The sequence below is a fragment of the Actinomyces sp. oral taxon 849 str. F0330 genome (assembly GCF_000239715.1).
GTDB lineage: Bacteria > Actinomycetota > Actinomycetes > Actinomycetales > Actinomycetaceae > Actinomyces > Actinomyces johnsonii.
In genome coordinates this window covers 2,823-6,146 of the sequence record NZ_JH470369.1, presented here as the reverse complement: position 1 = coordinate 6,146, position 3,324 = coordinate 2,823, and the positions used below count along the sequence as shown (strand labels likewise).

At 63.5% G+C, this 3,324-nt stretch carries 5 protein-coding genes; 2 read left to right on the top strand and 3 right to left on the bottom strand.

Annotated elements, in window-relative coordinates:
* Window positions 1–531: 531 nt before the first annotated feature.
* On the bottom strand, window positions 532–687 hold the full coding sequence (locus HMPREF0975_RS15880) for a hypothetical protein (RefSeq protein ID WP_009234897.1): 156 nt from the start codon (window positions 685–687) through the stop codon (window positions 532–534).
* A 255-nt stretch (window positions 688–942) separates the two neighbouring features.
* Here HMPREF0975_RS15880 and relB point away from each other — a divergent pair, with 255 nt between their 5' ends.
* Both relB and HMPREF0975_RS14070 read left to right on the top strand, forming a co-directional pair.
* A complete protein-coding gene (relB, locus tag HMPREF0975_RS14075) occupies window positions 943–1,191 on the top strand; it encodes a type II toxin-antitoxin system RelB family antitoxin (RefSeq protein WP_009234896.1) in 249 nt (82 codons plus the stop codon).
* Complete coding sequence (locus HMPREF0975_RS14070) at window positions 1,175–1,438, top strand: type II toxin-antitoxin system RelE family toxin (RefSeq protein WP_009234895.1); 264 nt, start codon at window positions 1,175–1,177, stop codon at window positions 1,436–1,438. Before relB ends, HMPREF0975_RS14070 begins: the two co-directional genes overlap by 17 nt.
* A 241-nt stretch (window positions 1,439–1,679) precedes the next feature.
* On the opposite strand, the gene HMPREF0975_RS14065 is transcribed toward HMPREF0975_RS14070, so the two are convergent.
* Together HMPREF0975_RS14065 and HMPREF0975_RS17155 are read right to left on the bottom strand one after the other, a co-directional pair.
* Window positions 1,680–1,931, bottom strand: coding sequence for a hypothetical protein (locus HMPREF0975_RS14065; RefSeq protein WP_049939991.1), 252 nt, complete (start codon window positions 1,929–1,931; stop codon window positions 1,680–1,682).
* A gap of 139 nt (window positions 1,932–2,070) precedes the next feature.
* Window positions 2,071–2,193: a hypothetical protein gene (locus HMPREF0975_RS17155; protein ID WP_269528438.1), complete on the bottom strand. Its 123-nt coding sequence runs from the start codon at window positions 2,191–2,193 to the stop codon at window positions 2,071–2,073.
* Window positions 2,194–3,324 lie beyond the last annotated feature (1,131 nt).

Below are 3,324 nucleotides of genomic sequence, written 5' to 3'. Positions count from 1 at the left end.
CCGCTCACGCTCAGCCGCTCACGCTCAGCCGCTCACGCTCAGCCGCTCACGCTCAGCCGCTCACGCTCAGCCGCTCACGCTCAGCCGCTCACGCTCAGCCGCTCACGCTCAGCCGCTCACGCTCAGCCGCTCACGCTCAGCCGCTCACGCTCAGCCGCTCACGCTCAGCCGCTCACGCTCAGCCGCTCACGCTCAGCCGCTCACGCTCAGCCGCTCACGCTCAGCCGCTCACGCTCAGCCGCTCACGCTCAGCCGCTCACGGGGCGGTCGGCGATGTCAGTGGCAGTTGTTAGGGTGGCTGCGTTGGCGGGATTCCGGGGTTTGTTATGTGCTTGACCCCGCGTGAGCGGGGATGCTCTTTCGGGCTGGGGGCCTTTCAGGGGCGCTGTGAGCGCCCCTGAAAGGCCCCTGTCGTCGTGTGTGCCCCCCCATAGGGGTTAGGGGGTTCTAGGGCGTCTGTGTGGCTGTGGTGGCCTTTGGGAGTGGGGCGGCCCCCACCCGGTGCGGGTGGGGGCCGCTGTTCGACCGTCCTCAGCGGTGCCGGTGCCCGCGCAAGCGCCGGTGGTGACGGCCCTTCCCGGGCTTCAGCGCGTCCCGGATTTGGATAATCGCTAGGATTGTCCCCGGGAGGCCCATCACCATGGTGATGACGAGGGAGATGATGCTCAGGTAGTCGCTGGTGTTCATCTCTGGTCTCCTTTCTGGCCCCCGGCTCCACCCGGGGGCCTTCCCTTGTTGGCGGGACCTTCCCGCCCAACACCCATAACTATACACGCTTCAGTGGGTATGGTCAAGTGGTTTTGGGTTGATTTTTCGGGGTTTTTCTATTCCGGGGTGTGGGGACCCCTCCGCCCATCCCCGTTCTCCGGCTCTTCGTGGTGGTCGTTTCGGGTGGGCACACCGGGATTGACTACATGTAGTCACGCTGGTTGGGTGGTGTTCATGAGTGCTTTGGCATCCGCTCGGCCGACTTCGGTGCGGCTCGACGTTGAGACTTCGCAGCGGTTGGATCGGCTGGCCCGTCGTACGGGCAGGTCGAGGGCGTTCTATCTGCGTCGGGCCATTGAGGAGCACATTGATGACCTGGAGCGCGAGTACGACCTGTTGGCCGAGGTTGAGCAGGTGCGTGCGGGACGTGCCGTGACGTGGACGCTGGACGAGGTGGAGCGTTCCCTTGGCCTGGAGGGTTGAGGTCACCGACCGCGTTCGTAGGCGGCTGGGCAAGGTCGATCCGCCTGTGGCCAGGGGGATCGTGGAGTATCTGCGCCAGGTCGAGGGGCTCGATGATCCCCGGTCGAAGGGGAAGGCGCTGAGCGGCCCCCTTGCGGGGCTGTGGCGCTATCGCGTGGGGGACTGGCGCATCGTGGTCGATATCGATGACGGGCGCTTGGTGGTGGTCGCCCTTGACGTCGACCATCGCTCACGGATCTACCGCTGATGCCTCTCGAACCCCGGGGACGTCCGGGGTTCATTTCTGTGCGTCTGCCTTGGTGTGTGCCCTTTCGGGCCGGGGGGCCGCTCGGGGGTGCTCACAGCGCCCCTGAGCGGCTTTCTCCGTTGTTGCGCGTGCTCATGCTTGAGTGCGTCGACGTCGTAGCCTTCCTCGGCTTCACGGATCCAGGCCCGCAGCTGTTCGTCAGTCATGCGTACCGGCATGCCGGATACCGTAAACGGCTTTGCTAAGTGTTTTTGGGGCGTCTGAGGTCGCTGCGGTAGCCACGTCCGACGCGGTGGGTGGTCCAGTAGTCGATGGTGGCGGGTGTCCATCCGCGGATCTGTCGGCCGCCCTGCCCGTCGGTGATGATGACGTCGGGGTCAGGGAGGAGGTTCTTGCGGGTGTAGGAGGCGAGAGTGCCCGGGCTCAGGCCGACGCGCTGGGCGAAGCCGGCCAGGCTTAGGTACTCCTGGGGCTTCCTGTTGGGGGCGGTCATCGTGGTTCCCTTCCTGGTGCTCTCTCCCGGGGTGTGGGCGCGGGCCCTCCCGCCCGCGCCCACACCCCGGGCTCTCGTTGGTGGTCGAGGGAGGTGGGGGGGTGGCCCCACGGTTTCCCGTGGGGCCACGCCGTTGGCCTCACTTGCGGTGTCGGCCGTGCCCGGGCTTGAACATCTGCCACAGCTCGATGACTGCTACGATGGATCCCGGGAGAGCGAGAACCGTGCTTGCTAGGCCGATTAGTTCTCCGATCGTCATCACGATCACCTCCTCCCTGTTTAGTTGTTGAACCCCCTGGTTGCACCCCAGGGGGTTCTTCATTTGTTGGGAGGGGTTCCTCCCAACCACCTATAACGTTACCGGTTTGAATGGTGATTGTCAAGTGGTTTTGGGTTGATTTTCTAGGGTTTCTGTCATCCCCATTTTTTTGGGGCCCCTCCCCTCCTACCCTCTCCTCTGCCCCTGTTTGTGTCTCTGGTTGCTGATATTGGGGGTGTCGGGGCGTTGCTGGCGTCTTCGGCGTGTCCGGTTCCGGTTCTGACCTGCGGTTATTGCATAAAAGGCTTGCAAGATGTGAGCAATTTTGTTATAATTAAGGTGTGAACAGGAATAATTGTTCAATAATTTAATGGAGGCAACCAAGATGTCCAATAGGAATGGGGTAGGAAAAGGGGTTGTAGAGGTTTCCCGCACGGAGAGTACGGAGCGTTCGTATAACCGCCGTGGGCGGCTCGTGGGGCGGGTCAAGACGGTGACGGTAACGACGGTCGAGAGAGCGCCCAAAAAGCGCCGTTGGGGGGCACTGGCGCTCAAAGGATTTGGGTTGGTGGTTTTTTGGGCGGTGACCAATCCCGATAAGGTCTTGGACTTGTTGGCCGCCTTGGTTCGTTTTCTGGGGCTGTAGAGGAAGTAGGGGGCGACGGGAGTATCCTCGTCGCCCCCTACCCCGTCCCCCTCGGGGACGCGCCCCTCCCGCCCATTCCCGGGCGCCTTCCCCGCGCGTTTTTCGGGGTGTGCTGTGGTGGGGGTGTTGGTGCTGGTAGGGGTGGGTTCTGGGTGGTGCCGGGTGGTGTGCCCGGTGTCACGCCCTGGGGCACGCATAGCTCTACGCCAGCCTCTACGCGGAGGTTTACGCACAGCCTTACGCGGGGGGTTATGCCGGGTCCTATGCTCAGGGGTACGCCCAGCGTTACGCCGGAGGATTATGGGCGGGTTAGGTTTACCTAAGTTATTGGGTATGCTGTTGGTGTTGCTGGGAAAAGTGGGCATAAAAGTGCCTCCCCGTCGCGGACAGCAATCGTGAGGGGAGGCGTGGTGACATCCTGTGGGTGTCAGGTCGAGGACTGCGGGTCCTCGTGGGTGTCGGCTGCTGTGGCGGCCTGTGCTGCTGCG